The sequence below is a fragment of the Nonlabens xiamenensis genome (assembly GCF_003865345.1).
In the GTDB taxonomy this organism is placed as follows: domain Bacteria; phylum Bacteroidota; class Bacteroidia; order Flavobacteriales; family Flavobacteriaceae; genus Nonlabens; species Nonlabens xiamenensis.
The window spans coordinates 399,092-413,705 of sequence record NZ_RMVE01000004.1 but is presented as its reverse complement, the minus strand read 5'-3'; the positions used below and the strand labels follow the sequence as shown (position 1 = coordinate 413,705).

Below are 14,614 nucleotides of genomic sequence, written 5' to 3'. Positions count from 1 at the left end.
GCCTAGTCTATGGATAGAATTATTTCTCGGATTCAATAAATTCAAGGATGCTAGCAATCAATTCTGGGTGTAAGGGAAAGTTGGGGTTTACATAGCTTTTGGAAGCCATTATTTCGTCCTCTGGTACTTTTTTCAAGACATGATTCATTTCCTTAATAATCAAGAGCTTTGACTTTGGGGCTGCTTTCTTTAATAATTTGGTTTGCAGGGTATCCACTTGTCTGTTGTAGGAACCGTTAATCAATAAAGTAGGAATGGATAGTTGAGTCAATTCATGAGCTGGATCAAAAGCCATCCATGACTTCATAAAGTCTTGTACTGGCGGGCCGATAATCATATACAGATCACGCTCGATTTGCTCTACCGGCTTATCGGACTGTTTGACACGCGCAAAGGTTTCACGGGCTACTTTATCTAGTCCTGGTTGCTGTCCGGCAATTTGACGAATGATTAATTGATCGATGGATTCACCTGCCCCAGCAATGGAAATAATTCCTTTTACAGATGGTTCTGCGGCTAGCATGGCTACCAGCGACCCTTGATCATGTCCCAATACATAAATATCCGTAAACCTGGGATCCTCTGAAAAATGGCGGATCACCTCCCTAGCGTCTTTAACAAAGTCGGTAAATAAGGTAGATTCATTGTTTTTACGCATCTTCATTTGGGTGAAGGTGCGTTTGTCGTATCTAAAAGTAGCTACCCCTCGGACAGCTAGACTGTCGGCCAATTGCTGTAGATGAAAACTTTTGGATCGTGGTTCATTCCCGTTGCGATCAACCACACCACTACCGCCAATCATGATGAGTAGTGGATGCCTTTTTTTTATTTCAGGCAACCATAAGGAGCCGTTTATATCTGATCCAATGACCACTTCTTCACGCAGGTCAGGATTTTGTTGTGCGTATTCTTTGCTAAAAACATTTTGCGCCAAAAGCATCACAGGCGAGATGAAAAGAAATAAGACAATCAGGTGTTTCATATAACCAATTCAATTAGCGTTTTGGAATAGGCAAAGCTCGTGCCAAGATACCAACGTGCCAAACACTTAAATCTTATCTCTTACTGATTTTATTATGGCTGATATGCCGCTGCCTGGAAGATTTGAAAGTGTCCATTTCAGGATCGCGCAGAGCCCGATGCTTGGTCGGTCTTCCTTGTACGCGTTCACGCCACATCCTAAAACTACTGGGTTTCATTTCATGTCGCATGATTTTGATGACTTCGCTTTCGGTCAACCCAAATTGATCCTTGATAGCACCGAATGGCGTACGATCTTCCCAACCCATTTCAATGATACGGTCGATTGAACGCTCGTCTAATTCTTTCAATAAATCTTTTGCTCTTGCCATCATACTTATTTTTCGATTTTGTAAAATACAATAGATCAACCAGAAGGCTGTTTACAAAAACCTAAACTTACGTTGCATCTTTTAGTGTTTTTCTAAAGGTAAGGTTGATGCGCAAGCCTACCTGTTTCTTGGTTTTGGCAATTTGATGTTGATAGGTATGTTGGGTTTGGTCCTTCATGACCAGCAGGCTACCGTGTTCCAATTCAAATTTAAATCGCCATTCTTTATTGCTATGATGACGCAAGTGAAAATTACGTGTAGCGCCCAGACTTAAGGAGGCAATACTAGGGTTGACACCTAGCTCAGCTTCGTTATCGGCGTGCCAGCCGTTTGAATCGGCACCATCCCTGTATTGATTCAGCAGGCAAACATTGTACTGATCTCCGGTGGCCTTTTCTACATCTTTTTTAATGGCCGCTAGCGTGTCGGTCCATTCCAATGCTTCAAATTGGATACCGCTGTAACTGTATTGGGTGCTAGGATCGCCGTATAACTGAGTTAGTCTAGGTTCAAGATGTGTTTTTCCAAATAATTTGATTTGGTTTTGTCTCCAGGGTGTTTCCTTAAGTAATAGGTTTTTGAGCTGTTCCGCTTTCGCGAAAGCGTAAAAACCAGGCGTATATATCACTGTGGCATCAGGAATATTAGGGAATTCAGGCAGGAATAACTTGTTATGCATGCATATCAAAAGATGGCTTAGACCTAGCAAGATAGTGATCCTGTCCCGTATCTTGCAATGCTAGAAATTCTTTTATGTATACCTCTCGTATTGTCGGAATGGGCAAATATGTCCCAGAAAATGTAGTTACCAACGATGATCTTTCCAATATAATGGAGACCAATGATGCCTGGATCCAGGAACGTACTGGTATCAAAGAAAGACGACATATCAAAAAGGGAGATGGGAACTCAACTGCGGTAATGGGTGTTAAAGCGGCCAAAATAGCCCTAGAACGCGCCGAAATTTCCAAGGACGAAGTTGACCTGATCGTTTTTGCCACGCTGTCCCCTGACTATTATTTTCCTGGATGTGGTGTTCAGGTACAGGAGATGCTGGATATCCATACCTGTCCAGCCCTGGATGTACGTAACCAGTGTAGTGGTTTTATCTACGGTCTCAGTGTAGCTGACCAGTTTATAAAAACTGGAATGTACAAGAACGTGCTGGTGATCGGTTCAGAAAATCACAGTGGTGGTTTAGATTTTACCACTAGAGGACGCAGTGTTTCTGTCATTTTTGGTGATGGAGCAGGAGCAGCGGTATTGACCCGATCTGAAAAAGAAGGTCATGGAATTCTCTCTACTCACTTACACAGTGAAGGGAAGCATGCCATGGAGCTTTCGCTGAAAGGACCTTCTACCGAATATTGGGTGCCAGAAATCATTGCCGATAATCCACAGGAAGACATTCCTTATTATCCCTATATGAACGGACAATTTGTATTCAAAAATGCAGTGGTGCGCTTTGCGGAGGTGATCATGGAAGGTTTAAAGACCAACAAACTGGAAGTAGCTGATATCGATATGCTGGTACCGCATCAGGCCAATTTGAGGATCAGCCAGTTTATTCAGAAGAAATTTCAGTTAGCTGATGATCAGGTTTACAACAATATTCAGCGCTATGGAAATACCACGGCAGCTTCCATTCCTATTGCATTGTGTGAAGCCTGGGAAGAAGGAAAAGTCAAAGAAGGAGATACCGTAGTCCTGGCGGCGTTTGGAAGTGGATTTACCTGGGGTAGTGCCATCATTAGATGGTAATACCAAAAATAGATTTCTTTAGGAAATTCAAATATTCTTTTTAGGATGAGACAGGTTGAGCTGCTCAAACAAGCGGATCGTCTCCATGGCTTCTCTTACATCGTGAACCCGTAGAATGTTGGCACCTTGCTGCAAACACACCATGTGTAAAGCGGTGGTGCCATTCAATGCTTCTTTGGCCTCTATGTCCAAAGTTTTGTAAATCATGGATTTTCTGGAGATTCCCGCCAGTATAGGAACTTCTTGGGCTTGTAGCAACTCCAATTGTGATAGCAATTCAAAATTTTGCTCCCTGGTTTTAGCAAATCCAAATCCTGGATCGATGATCACATCATTAATGCCGAAAGCTCTTGCACTGGCAATGCGTTCTGAAAAGTACAAGTTCAGATCAAGAACTATATTGTCATAGTCTGTGTATTGCCGCATGGTTTGAGGAGTTCCCCTCATGTGCATCATGATATATGGCACCTGTGCTTGGGCAACAATTTCCATCATTTTTGGATCCAGAAGACCTGCGCTAATATCGTTGACCATATTGGCACCGTGCTCTAGAGATTTTTGGATGACGCTTCCGCGAAAGCTATCGCAACTCAACCCCATGATATCAAATTCCTTGACAATCACATCTAATACGGGAAGTAATCGGCGCAATTCCTCGTCTACTGAAATGTGGCTTCCATCGGGACGCGAACTATAAGCGCCTACATCAATAAAGGTAGCACCTTCCTCGAGCATGCTGCCTACTTGATTTAAAATATGAGCGTCTGTCTTGAGTTTTCCGCCGTCGTAAAATGAATCTGGTGTGGTATTGACGATCCCCATCACCTTGGGTAGGGAAAGATCCACGAGTTGGCCGGAACAATTAATAACAGACATGAATGATGCTGGTTTGCTGATTAAGTGCGAAATTTACGCAAAATTTAAAGCCCGTATGTCCCAAACCAGTCAGCAATACGATGCCGTCATCGCCCAATGTCGCGATTTGTTTTCCAATAAAATGAAAGATTATGGTAGTGCCTGGCGCATTCTCAGATTACCCTCACTGACCGATCAGATCTTTATCAAGGCCCAACGTATCAGGGGACTACAAACATTATCCGAGTCTAAGGTAGATGAAGGGCAGGAAAGCGAATTTATAGGAATCATCAATTACTCTATCATGGCGCTGATCCAACTTCAGTTGGGCGTTGTAGAACAGCCTGATCTCAGTTTGGAAGAGGCGCTGAAAGCTTATGATGAACAAGTTTCTATCACCAAAAAATTGATGATGGATAAAAATCATGACTACGGTGAAGCATGGAGAGATATGAGGGTGAGTTCGCTTACCGATCTGATTTTACAAAAGCTTCTAAGGGTCAAACAAATTGAAGACAACGCCGGAAAAACCATCGTTTCTGAGGGGCTGGATGCCAATTATCAGGATATGGTGAATTATGCGGTTTTTGCCATGATCCACCTATCTTGATAGATGGTATGGAAGAATACATTTCCCATTGCCTCGTTTCTTGAAGAAATCTGATCTTAATCAATGTGGATATTATAGGTAGCTATCTAAGCTTAATTTTATTGAATATAATATGAGAGTTTTTTTTCAATACTATACATGAAGAAATTTATCGTTATATCGTTAACGGTCTCACTGGGTTGGACTGGGATGGCGCAGGAAACACCGAGCCCTACGCCAGAAGAGCAAGATATGATTTACAATATGCTCTACGCCACGGGGGAAGAGGTTTTTAAGGAGAGAAAACTAGCTTATAAAACCGTCGAGCTTACTCCGTTCAGCATCGATTCACCACCAAAAGATATTATTCAATCAAGCATGGACAGCTTGAGAACTAATGCGCAGACCTATGTGGAGGAAGGATCCTGGGGAACCAATTTAATGCTGAAAGGCTATTTTCCCAGCTATTTTGATCCTGAGGAATTACAGGAATTGTTGGATATCGAGTTGCATGCATCTATCTTATTTCATGAGGACGATTCGGTCGAAGTGCGCAATGTTGGTGCCACTAGCTTTGGTTCAAAACAGCGGTTGATATATACGCCAGAAAAACAGCTTGACCTGAATTATAGGACCATAACTAGACAATTTCAATTGGACGGAGATAGCCTCAATCCAGCGTTAGTTACAGGAAAGGTAATCTATAGTTTTGAGTTCCATACCGGTTATGATTTTGTTTTGGTCAACAGGAATCAAGTAGGTCAATATCTCAAATTAGGGGAGCATCAAATCAAATTGGTAGATGTCTTCCACAACAAAGTTGTCCTTGAAAAACCGGATGAACTGGAAGATGTTAAGCTGGTCAATCTGACTAAAAATGGTAAAAAGCAGTACGCTGCCTATTCGCTCGTTGCGTTGAAGGAACTTCAAGAAAATGATCCTACCTACAAGGAGGCAGAGTCTACCTATTTTTCTAGAATAAGCATGTATCAAACAGTGTATGATTTGTTCAAATCGGATCCGGAATTGAGCAAAGAAGAGTTTCAAAAGGCATTTCCTTTGGAAGCTTTGAAGCAACTTAAAGACACCAACTCTTTTCACATCTACAGTACGCCTGGACCTGTGGAAAACTCGTTTTTAGTGTACGCACCCAGGAAGAAATTTATTCAGTTGTTGGAGCTACCCATTACCCAAGCGCCAGAATAATATAGCGGATTGCAAATCATATTACACGGAGAAAGCCTTCTACATCCATCTACATCTTCACTATCTTTGTAGGACATGAATTTTTCCTCAAAAATACTGGAAACGGCGGTGGATCAGGTCTCTCAATTGCCCGGGATAGGTAAGCGTACCGCCTTGAGATTGGTATTGCACCTGATGCGGCAGCCAGAGCACCAAACCGATGCGCTTTCTGAGGCCTTGTTAAAGATGAGGCATGATCTTAATTTTTGCCGCACCTGTCACAATGTAAGCGATACTGAAATCTGTGAAATTTGTAGCAGTCACAATCGCGATCGGAGTCTGGTATGTGTGGTCGAGGATATCCGGGATGTGATGGCTATTGAAAACACCAGTCAATACCGCGGACTCTACCACGTGCTAGGAGGGAAAATTAGTCCCATGGATGGAGTAGGTCCACAGGATTTAAAGGTGAAGTCATTGGTGGATCGGGTCAAAAATGACGGTGTTAATGAAATAATTTTTGCCTTAAGCCCAACGATTGAAGGCGATACTACCAATTTTTATATCTTCAAACAATTAAATGGATTGGAGGTCAATACCTCTACCATTGCCAGGGGGATTGCTGTGGGTGACGAACTCGAGTTTGCCGATGAGGTAACCTTAGGCCGCAGTATACTGCACCGTGTGCCTTACGAAAACTCACTTAAAAACTAGCCTTTTGGAGCTTTCGGTTGTTATCTTGAATTATAATGCCAGTGCTTTTCTGGAGCTTTGTATTCACAGTGTACTGAGGGCAACCCAGCATATTCAGGCCGAAATTATCGTAGCAGACAATCAGTCCCAAGATGATAGTTTGGCTATGTTAGAGCGTCAATTCGGCCGGCAGATTAAGGTGCTGCCTTTTGATCAGAATCATGGATTCTCCAAAGGTAATAATCTGGCTATCGATCAAGCTAATGGTGAATACCTCTGTATACTCAATCCAGATACGCTGGTGCCAGAGCATATCTTTGAGGAATGTATCGCTTTCGCGAAAAGCGAAACCACAAATGCCAATTCCCATGCTGATCGGATCGCTCCACCGGGTTTTATAGGCGTACAATTGATAGACGGCACAGGATCATTCCTGCCTGAATCCAAACGTCATGTACCCACGCCGAAGGTAGCACGTCAAAAATTATTGGGTAGGGATTCCCTCTATTATTTCAATGAACTAGATCAGCATGCATCTGGACCTGTAGAGATATTAGTTGGAGCATTCATGTTCTGTGCAAAGGAGGTTTTTACGACTTGCGGCGGATTCGACCAACGCTATTTTATGTACGGAGAGGATATCGATCTGAGTTATACTGCCCTGTTGAAAGGTTATCAAAATCACTATCTCGGAAGGCTAACTGTCGTACATTTTAAGGGAGAAAGTACCGTCAAAAACAAGCAATACCTGCAGCGTTTCTACGGTGCGATGGGTTTATTTTATGATAAATATTTCAAGCCTCATCCGATAGGGAAATATATGATTCAGGCAGCTTTGTGGCTGGCTATGCAGTTAAAGACGGTGGAATTACCACCTCTAAAACCAGAACCGCAGGACTTAATGCTGGTGACCAATGATGAAGACCGCGCCGAATCTTTAAATATTTCCCATTCTACTTGGGAAGAGCTAGATCAACGCAATTCAGCGGCTGTACTTTGGGACGTTCAAAACCTTTCTTTTGCCAAAATCATTCTCTACATGCAAACTCATCCAAGCAAGCGATATAGATTTTTGTCGCCCTCAGGTAAGTTTTATATTGGCAGTGATACTAGCGATAGAAAAGGGGTGCGCGTTTCAGTGTAAGCTATAGGATATGGTCCTTGATAGATGGTATTGCTGGGCCTTCAAGTTATAGCTGCAAACTGCTTCAGTTGAAAGTCTTTTTTCCAGTCTAGTGATCCTTAAACGATTCTTAAAATTATGCTTTCGCGAAAGGATGCAAAGATTCTGTGGTGTGAAATCACTACTTTTGCAAAATAATTGAAAACGTTATAGTACCTACTTGTTATGGCAAAATTTGAACTCAAATTACCTAAAATGGGAGAATCGGTTGCCGAGGCTACCATTACTTCATGGCTCAAAAACGTGGGCGATTCCATTGAGATGGATGAACCGGTGTTGGAGATTGCCACCGATAAGGTAGATAGCGAGGTGCCTAGTGAGGTAGATGGTACATTGGTCGAAGTCTTATTTGAAGTAGATGATGTTGTTCAGGTAGGTCAAACCATTGCTATTATAGAAACAGATGGCGATGCACCTCAAGTAGATGTAGAAGATGATACCACGTCATCAGATGAACAACAAGTGGTGAATCAGGCCGCTGAGAAGGCAGTCGCTCAAATGGATCAGGCACAACAGGCCACCGCCACTGTAGATTTTTCAGGGTCAGATTCTTTTTACTCTCCGTTGGTTAAAAATATCGCCAAAGAAGAAGGTATTTCTTTGGAAGAGCTTGAGGCTATTCAAGGAACGGGTAAAGATGGTCGGGTAACCAAAAATGATATTTTGGATTATGTAGCTGATAAAAAAGCAGGCAAGACCGCTACCACCGCTACTCAATCCAATACGCCAGCTGCTCCTGCATCACACAGCGCAGCACCCAAGCAAGCTCCAAAAGCTGCTCCGATCTCGGTCAATGGAGAAGATGAGATCATCGAAATGTCCAGAATGGGCAAGATGATATCGCACCATATGGTGGCATCAGTACAGACCAGTGCCCATGTTCAAAGTTTTATTGAGTGTGATGTAACCACCATTTGGAATTGGAGAAAGAAGCATAAGGAAGAATTCAAGAGAAGAGAAGGGGAGAACCTTACCTTCACGCCTATCTTTATGGAAGCTGTGGCCCAAGCCATTAAAGAATTCCCGATGATCAATATCTCGGTTGATGGTGATAAAATCATCAAGCGTAAGAATATCAATCTAGGGATGGCAGCGGCATTGCCAGACGGTAATCTGATCGTTCCGGTAATCAAAAATGCCGATCAGCTCAATCTGGTTGGGATGGCCAAGTCAGTCAACGACCTGGCGCAAAGGGCGCGTGATGGAAAATTGAAACCGGATGATACGCAGGGTGGTACCTATACAGTCACCAATGTAGGAACCTTTGGTTCTGTCTTGGGAACTCCCATCATCAATCAGCCGCAAGTAGCTATTTTGGCACTAGGTGCCATTAGAAAAGTCCCAGCAGTGGTAGAAACTCCAGATGGAGATTTTATCGGGATACGCATGAAGATGTTCCTATCCCACAGTTATGATCATCGCGTGGTCAACGGCGCTTTGGGTGGACAATTTGTACAACGCGTAGCTCAATTGCTGGAAGGATTTGATCCTGATCGCAAGATCTGATCGATATCAAGAACGGAAAATTATAAAGCCGTTGCTATTGGAGCAACGGCTTTTTGTTTTAATATAAGGATGGGAATCATTTTGAGTTCCAATGTCTTCATCAGTATGGTCAGCGTTCAATGCACAATTACCACTACCTTTGTAATATGGAAAAAGACATCTATCTTCAACAAATCGATTACTTCAAAGGCGCAAGAGTATTGAACTATGCCGAGTTGACAGAGCCTCAAGAGTACAAGGATGACTATTTCAATGTCCATGAGATCCATGCGCTGACTATATGTGATTATGAGGGAGAAGAAACCATGTTATTTTACTTGGACGATGATCTAGAGATCGTTCATGAAATGGAATTCTTAATTCCGAACCAGGCAAAGGATCAAGCGGCCTCCGATTTCCAAGGTGTCGATATCCAATGGAAGAATAAATAATAGGCTAACTGATCTGTTTCAACCATCGCCATGAGGACTGCCGTAAACAAGAGATTAAGACAAGCTAGAAAACTGTTGTATCGCTTCAAGGGCTATTACCCGGCAAAATTGCTGGATCAAAGGTTCAAAGTAGGCCTGGATCATATTGGGTTTTGGAAGGTGGCGTCCAGAGGCCAATGGGAACCGGAAACTTTAAGGATATTGGATCAACATCTCGATGCAAATAGTCTATTTCTCGACATAGGTGCTTGGATCGGCCCTACCGTGCTGTATGCCGCGCGAAAATGTAAGGAAGTGATCTGTTTTGAACCAGATCCAATCGCCTTTCAAGAGTTGCGCAAAAACATCAGGCTGAATAATTTTTCAAATGTTCAGCCGTTTCAAGCCGCTGTATCTGATCAGAATCAAATCAGTCGTATGTCCAGCCTTAATGCCCATCTGGGCGACAGCATGACTAGCCTGCTCGCAGATCCCAAGACTCAGAAGCAAGGTTTTGATGCGTTGGTGCTGAGTTGGCATACCATTGAAGAACTGTTGGTGAACAAACATCCCCAAATGATCAAAATCGATGTGGAAGGAAGTGAGTTTGCGTTGATACCAGCCATGGCCACATATCTCAAAAAGTTTCAGCCTACCTTGCTTTTGTCCATTCACCCTGAGCTGATTGCAGATGAACTACGCCAGCAAAAAATACAGGAATTGATCGGTCTTCTGGAACATTATCCACACTGTTTTAATGAAAAGATGGAGGAAATTCAAATCAGTTCTCTCGCTGATCCGAAGTATTTAAACGGATACCCAGCATTTCTTTTCCGTTCTTACTGATGTGTAGTCGCTGCTGTGTATAATGCTTCATAGCGCTGGGCAATCATCAGGCTCTCATGATGCTCCAGAACATGATTGCGGGCAGCTTTTCCGATCTTTAATAGGTCCTCTGGATGTTCAATCAAGTGGGATATTTTTTCGATTAGGTAATCTACATCTGGTCGCGCATCAATAACGGGAACGCTTTCAAAGCCATGACCTTTTAGATAGCTCTCGCTGCCACCGCTGAAGACCACTTTTCCCTGTAGCATGGCTTCAAGGGCGTTATAGCCTTGATCATAACACAACACCTGATCCAGTAGGATATGCGCAGTATGATATTTTTTGATATAGGCTGCATAGGGCACATTTTCTACCACATGAATCCTTACTTTATCAGGATAGCGTCGTTTGATTTCGTTCAATGCCTGTTCAAAATAATTGATGCCTTTTTTCCAATAATTGGCCCGATTGATTCCCAAGAAAATTTGGATAATGGAAAAGTCTGCATTGATGTCCAACGGGAATTTCGCGCAATTGATTGGAGCAGGAATTATATCTGTCGCTTTAGGCTGTTGCGTTAATGCCATGGCATAATCCACATTACTGGGAATGATTTGCGAGGCAGCATTGACAATATGTTCATAATTGTCCCGATATTCCGGTTGCAGGTATTTAAAGGTGTGCTGAAAATCTGCTTGTTGTTGATCACCGTTTTTTACGGACTCCAGAATACTGTAACCCTGATGCGTTTCAGTAAGATATCTGGTATATTCATAATCGTCACCACAGGCGACCAGAAAAAACCTGGCTTTGATTTTCAACAATCGATCAATCATTTTACGCTCCGTACGTGCATTGCAGTTAAAAGCGTTGCTATTGATAAATTGGACGATGTCATAATCTTGGATCTGGTGTTCGCTTTCGCGAAAGCGAACATATTTCAATCTATCCTCCAGGTTGTGACCAGTTAATTTCCACCAAGCGACTTTGAGTTTATGAGTCAGCCAATATTTTCGGAAGAATTGACTACTGATATCAATGTCGACCGGATAGCCTTTAAAGCCGTCTCCATCGCCGATAATGCACACCTCATGCCCTAACAGTTCCAGACCGTGTTTGAGGGAGTTGTGAAACCCACTGTATTCTCCCACCAGCAATATGCGCATAAAAGGTATCTTTGGGGTAAAGATAAGCAGTTGGCTACATACCACATCGAAGACCTCGAAATACTACTGTCCACTATGGATCGGGAAGACTTATCTTTTTTAGAGGTGGTTTTTGGGCGATCACTTGAAGAAATACCTTGTTCTGTTCTTGTGGTCAATCAGAGCAAGCAGTTTCAGGCAAAAAGTACACACGCACACATTAGGGTCATCAATAGCAGGAGTTACGGATTGAGTAAGAGTCGGAATCTAGCCCTGAAAAATGCCCAAAAAAAACTTTGCTGGATTATGGATGATGATTGTAAAATTATCGATGATGCCTTTCAGAATATCGTTGATGCTCATTCTGCCGATTCGACAGCGATAATTTGTTTTCAGACCATAAATGATGAAGGGCAAAAATTTTGGGACTATCCAACAACAAATCAACCCATGAACCTAAGGCTGATAAGGAAAGTGCTTTCTCCCGAGATATGCTTAAAGCGATCGGCTGTTCGGGAAAGAGAGCTTTGGTTTGACACCAGATTTGGGTTGGGAGCGCAGTTTCAGGACAGCGAAAATTTTATTTTTTTGGAAGATGCCCTCAGCGCAGGACTCAGCATTTCTTTCGTTCCCGAATTCGTCGTTCGACATTCCAGTATGACCAGCAGTGATGAGGTAGCCAGTAATCGGGTGGTGTATGCCAGAGGAGCATTGGCTGGACGTCGCAATATTTGGACGGCCGGCTTTTATCAATTGAAGTATGTGTTTTTTCTCTGGAGGAAGGGATATGTCAGGTCGCTCGGAGAACTCTGGCATAAATATATGGTGTTCAATCACGGTGCTAATGACTATATCACGGGTTTTGAGGGCCACCGCATCAATCACCCTAAACAATAGTATATTTGATCCATGCAACACCGCATTATCGACATTCCTAAAATTTCAGATCCCAGGGGCAATTTGGCCGTGGTGGAAAAGGAGGTAATTCCGTACACGATCAAGCGGGCTTATTATCTCTATGACGTTCCCAGTGATTCCTATAGAGGTGGTCACGCCCATAAAGAATGTATGGAATTGTTGGTAGCCCTTTCTGGAAGCTTTACGGTTCATCTGGACGATGGTGAGCAACACACTGAATTGGTACTGAATAAACCTGATAAAGGTTTGTTGATACCTCAAATGATGTGGAGGGAATTGTCTGATTTTTCCAGTGGGGCGGTATGTTTGGTATTGGCCTCTGAAGAATTTGATGAAGCCGATTATATCAGGGACAAGCAAGCGTTTGTTTCAGCGGCCCGTCCGTAGACGTAAGCCCAGGTGGCCGAGAATCTGCTGAGTCTTTTTCAGAGACTTCAATTGTACCCGATTCATTTTCAACAATTTATTTTGGCGATCGCTCAAGTTCTTGGGATCAATCTTATGTTGGTAGTCTGTGGCATTTTTAATGTCATTTTCCAATCTAAAGCCAATGGCAATGGCAAACCGATTCAGGTCCAGGTAGCGTGCAAGTCCGGGATAAGTTGAGGTGTGAGGTTCATATTGGTCCAGGTCCAGCAATTTCCGTTTTTTCATCTGTAGGTTTCCAACTCTTCCACTGGCTGTGCGATCTACCACCACAGTAGGTTGTGGGTGATAGGCGATCTTGTATTGTAAGCCCAAACGTATCCAATAGTCGGTATCCTCGCCGTGTGATATATCCTTTCGGAAATTGGGCAAATCAGTATTTTTTAAAGCTAAACAGATACTTGAACTGCTCAGTAAGGAATGGAGATGATTGTAGGTAAAGAAATTTTCAACCAAAAAAGCTTGAGAAGTGGTCAATCCAGAAATCTCAGTGTTTATACGCTTACGCTTCCTGATTTGCAATTGATAGTTACAGGCAAAAACATCGGCATTGGGAAAAGAATGGATCATTTCCTCAATTTGTTCGAGGTGTTTTTCCAGCCAGAAATCATCCGCGTCCAAAAAGCTGAGATGAGTGTATTCGTGGGCCAATGCATAACTCATGGCCTCATTGCGTGTGGCGCTGACTCCTTTGTTTTGTCTTTTGACAAAAGTGAGATTTTCCAATTCAATTCGCTCAACAAGTACAGCGCTCAAATCGGTAGAGCCATCGTCGATCACCAAAATATCTGCCCGAACCGACTGACGGTTCACAGAAGCTATGGCCCGTTGAATGGTATCTGCTTTATTGTATAGCGGTATGGCAACTAGGTGGCGAATCATCGTTTCAACTGAGCATAGTGGTGTAACTTTAAAAGATCAAGATAAAGAAGTTTTGGCTTTTTAGAGACCAAGTTGCGCCACATAAAAGCTTTGCATCTGCTGATAAGTCCTAAAAAAGGGATGGTCAAACCATAGCTTTTTAATCTGAGGTATGCGCGTTGAACCGGTCGATGGTTTTCTGGGATTAAACCAGCACGTTCATTGGCGACTGTGGTTTCAATAGCTTTCAGTGATTTGTTAAGAAAAGACTGATTGTCTTCTAGCCCTAAATGTATTACCGGGTTGTCCATCAAAAATAATTGTAGTCCCGCTCGTCTCCATAGGGCCGATAAAAATATATCGCTCCCATATCTTGTATCGGGAAATGTAGCAGAGGTGCGGGCTAAAAACAAATCCTTTTTGACCATAAAACAAGCCGAAACAAATAATTCGTAATTATTATCGGGTCGTGTAGCAGTTCTCATTTCCCTCTCACGACCGTATTTCCACCTGAGCATGCCATCTTGCGCAGGTGGGGATGTCTCATAGCTGATGGTGGAATGGATAATGTCGTAAGTTGTGGGGATCAACTGATGATATTGTTGCAAGAAATCCTCTTGGGCCGGCAACAAGTCGGCATCCATGAATAATACATAGTCCGATTGAGCCAATTGAGCGAGATACCTGCGTGCAAAAAAGTTATTTAAATTTTTTTCTCCTCTAGTGATAGAAACTAAATCGTGATCCATTTCCAGTTCAATAGGTACTGGAGAGGCATCATCATAGATCAAAATTTCCTTAACAGCGTTGAGATTCTTGTTTTGATCGAGCAAAGATTTCACCAGCGGATTAGGGTTGTCTTTATAGGCTGGAATACAAATGCTGATCATGATTTTGAAGGA

At 42.8% G+C, this 14,614-nt stretch carries 17 protein-coding genes; 10 read left to right on the top strand and 7 right to left on the bottom strand.

The genetic code is table 11. The annotated features are described in order from the left end of the window. Positions 1-19: 19 nt before the first annotated feature. The 3 genes from EGM47_RS12625 to EGM47_RS12615 form a co-directional block, all read right to left on the bottom strand. A complete protein-coding gene (locus EGM47_RS12625) occupies positions 20-982 on the bottom strand; it encodes an alpha/beta hydrolase (RefSeq protein ID WP_124981178.1) in 963 nt (320 codons plus the stop codon). Between the two features lie 73 nt (positions 983-1,055). Continuing rightward, positions 1,056-1,352: a TIGR03643 family protein gene (locus EGM47_RS12620; RefSeq protein WP_124981177.1), complete on the bottom strand. Its 297-nt coding sequence runs from the start codon at positions 1,350-1,352 to the stop codon at positions 1,056-1,058. Positions 1,353-1,419: 67 nt separating this feature from the next. Beyond that, on the bottom strand, positions 1,420-2,031 hold the full coding sequence (locus EGM47_RS12615) for an alpha-ketoglutarate-dependent dioxygenase AlkB family protein (RefSeq protein WP_124981176.1): 612 nt from the start codon (positions 2,029-2,031) through the stop codon (positions 1,420-1,422). Positions 2,032-2,105: 74 nt separating this feature from the next. Between EGM47_RS12615 and EGM47_RS12610 the strand changes: the two genes are divergently transcribed. After that, positions 2,106-3,113, top strand: a complete 1,008-nt coding sequence (locus tag EGM47_RS12610; protein ID WP_124981175.1) for a 3-oxoacyl-ACP synthase III family protein — start codon at positions 2,106-2,108, stop codon at positions 3,111-3,113. A gap of 27 nt (positions 3,114-3,140) precedes the next feature. Here the strand turns inward: EGM47_RS12610 and folP are convergent, their stop codons facing one another. Next, positions 3,141-3,989, bottom strand: a complete 849-nt coding sequence (gene folP / locus EGM47_RS12605; protein WP_124981174.1) for a dihydropteroate synthase — start codon at positions 3,987-3,989, stop codon at positions 3,141-3,143. A gap of 55 nt (positions 3,990-4,044) precedes the next feature. Between folP and EGM47_RS12600 the strand changes: the two genes are divergently transcribed. The 7 genes from EGM47_RS12600 (at position 4,045) to EGM47_RS12570 (ending at position 10,380) form a co-directional block, all read left to right on the top strand. Then, a complete protein-coding gene (locus EGM47_RS12600) occupies positions 4,045-4,578 on the top strand; it encodes a DUF1599 domain-containing protein (RefSeq protein WP_124981173.1) in 534 nt (177 codons plus the stop codon). Positions 4,579-4,716: 138 nt separating this feature from the next. Continuing rightward, the gene (locus tag EGM47_RS12595; RefSeq protein WP_124981172.1) at positions 4,717-5,763 is read left to right on the top strand and encodes a hypothetical protein; all 1,047 of its coding nucleotides are present in this window, start codon (positions 4,717-4,719) and stop codon (positions 5,761-5,763) included. Positions 5,764-5,838: 75 nt separating this feature from the next. Next, positions 5,839-6,456, top strand: a complete 618-nt coding sequence (recR, locus tag EGM47_RS12590; RefSeq protein WP_124981171.1) for a recombination mediator RecR — start codon at positions 5,839-5,841, stop codon at positions 6,454-6,456. Positions 6,457-6,460: 4 nt separating this feature from the next. After that, a complete protein-coding gene (locus tag EGM47_RS12585; RefSeq protein ID WP_124981170.1) occupies positions 6,461-7,579 on the top strand; it encodes a glycosyltransferase family 2 protein in 1,119 nt (372 codons plus the stop codon). A gap of 204 nt (positions 7,580-7,783) precedes the next feature. Continuing rightward, positions 7,784-9,124 (top strand): dihydrolipoamide acetyltransferase family protein, encoded by a 1,341-nt coding sequence (locus EGM47_RS12580; RefSeq protein ID WP_124981169.1) that lies wholly within the window; start codon positions 7,784-7,786, stop codon positions 9,122-9,124. A gap of 146 nt (positions 9,125-9,270) precedes the next feature. Beyond that, positions 9,271-9,555 carry a hypothetical protein gene (locus EGM47_RS12575; RefSeq protein WP_124981168.1) on the top strand — a complete coding sequence of 95 codons (285 nt, stop codon included), beginning with the start codon at positions 9,271-9,273 and terminating at the stop codon, positions 9,553-9,555. Positions 9,556-9,585: 30 nt separating this feature from the next. Beyond that, complete coding sequence (locus EGM47_RS12570) at positions 9,586-10,380, top strand: FkbM family methyltransferase (protein WP_124981167.1); 795 nt, start codon at positions 9,586-9,588, stop codon at positions 10,378-10,380. On the opposite strand, the gene EGM47_RS12565 is transcribed toward EGM47_RS12570, so the two are convergent. Continuing rightward, positions 10,374-11,528 carry a glycosyltransferase family protein gene (locus EGM47_RS12565; RefSeq protein WP_124981166.1) on the bottom strand — a complete coding sequence of 385 codons (1,155 nt, stop codon included), beginning with the start codon at positions 11,526-11,528 and terminating at the stop codon, positions 10,374-10,376. The two genes, EGM47_RS12570 and EGM47_RS12565, sit on opposite strands and share 7 nt — an antisense overlap. Positions 11,529-11,558: 30 nt before the next feature. On the opposite strand from EGM47_RS12565, the gene EGM47_RS12560 reads away from it, so the two are divergent. Together EGM47_RS12560 and EGM47_RS12555 are read left to right on the top strand one after the other, a co-directional pair. Further along, positions 11,559-12,404: a glycosyltransferase gene (locus EGM47_RS12560; protein WP_124981165.1), complete on the top strand. Its 846-nt coding sequence runs from the start codon at positions 11,559-11,561 to the stop codon at positions 12,402-12,404. Positions 12,405-12,416: 12 nt separating this feature from the next. Next, entirely contained in the window at positions 12,417-12,812 is a 396-nt protein-coding gene (locus EGM47_RS12555; RefSeq protein WP_124981164.1) for a sugar 3,4-ketoisomerase, read from the top strand. Here EGM47_RS12555 and EGM47_RS12550 read toward each other — a convergent pair. Both EGM47_RS12550 and EGM47_RS12545 read right to left on the bottom strand, forming a co-directional pair. Then, positions 12,795-13,733 carry a glycosyltransferase family 2 protein gene (locus EGM47_RS12550; RefSeq protein WP_124981163.1) on the bottom strand — a complete coding sequence of 313 codons (939 nt, stop codon included), beginning with the start codon at positions 13,731-13,733 and terminating at the stop codon, positions 12,795-12,797. The two genes, EGM47_RS12555 and EGM47_RS12550, sit on opposite strands and share 18 nt — an antisense overlap. Then, positions 13,730-14,602, bottom strand: coding sequence for a glycosyltransferase family 2 protein (locus EGM47_RS12545; protein WP_124981162.1), 873 nt, complete (start codon positions 14,600-14,602; stop codon positions 13,730-13,732). The genes EGM47_RS12550 and EGM47_RS12545 overlap by 4 nt, the downstream gene beginning before the upstream one ends. Positions 14,603-14,614 lie beyond the last annotated feature (12 nt).